At 44.0% G+C, this 730-nt stretch carries 2 protein-coding genes; both read right to left on the reverse strand.

Features of this window, described 5'->3' with window-relative positions; translation table 11 throughout:
* A partial coding sequence (locus tag GOU96_RS17935; RefSeq protein ID WP_324702106.1) for a DNA-binding transcriptional regulator occupies positions 1-308 on the reverse strand: 308 nt, incomplete at its 3' end.
* A complete protein-coding gene (locus tag GOU96_RS17940) occupies positions 295-627 on the reverse strand; it encodes a type II toxin-antitoxin system RelE family toxin (protein ID WP_230611369.1) in 333 nt (110 codons plus the stop codon). The genes GOU96_RS17935 and GOU96_RS17940, both read right to left, overlap by 14 nt.
* Positions 628-730: the final 103 nt, after the last annotated feature.

Raw genomic sequence — 730 nt, forward strand, 5'->3', positions numbered from 1 at the left:
TCGGCTATGTGTGACAACGTTTCTGGATGGCGCTGTACTAACTTTAAAAGAGTGACCGCTTGACCATTTGGCACACTACGACCTTGTTCCCAGTTTTCTAATGTGCGCGAAGACGTATGAAGTAACCGCGCGAAGACTCCGCGGGACATATTGAACTGCTCGCGAATACTCACGATTTCATCCGGTGAGATGTTCAACTCACCCACATCATTCACATGATGTGTTTTCAGAGTAAGCTTACCTTCTGAATGCTGCTTAGCCTCAACAAGAGCTGAGCTTAACTCTGCAAATAAATCACGATTGCTCATTGCGCCACGCCTCCATAAAAGCCATTAGTTGTTTCCTTTGATTTGCATTCAAGTCAGACATTTCATTTTTGCCGTAAATGGTTAGCAAATAGAAACGCCTCTTTTCATCGAGAAAGTAATAGATAATCCGTGAACCACCACGCTTTCCCTTGCCTTTACTCGCAACTCGAATTTTTCGCAAACCGCCAGTACCTTGAATCACATCACCCTGCTTGGGGTTTAGCATTAGCTCTGCTTGAAAGAGCCTATACTCCTCATCACTGAGATATTCATCTCGGTACTTTTCAAAAATTGTTGATTCGACAAATACACTTTTCATACAGAAAGTGTACGCACCAAGCGTACAAATGGCAAGGATTAGTTCAGGATAAGAGCTATAACGCCCGCCTAAGGGGCTGCCAACGCATAACACTACACTCAAG

The organism is Vibrio sp. R-1, from assembly GCF_035615595.1.
GTDB lineage: Bacteria > Pseudomonadota > Gammaproteobacteria > Enterobacterales > Vibrionaceae > Vibrio > Vibrio cholerae.

What these genes read in the sequence shown, in the direction of transcription:
- GOU96_RS17940 (WP_230611369.1), bottom strand. Translation starts at nt 627, where the DNA reads ATGAAAAGTGTATTTGTCGAATCAACAATTTTTGAAAAGTACCGAGAT.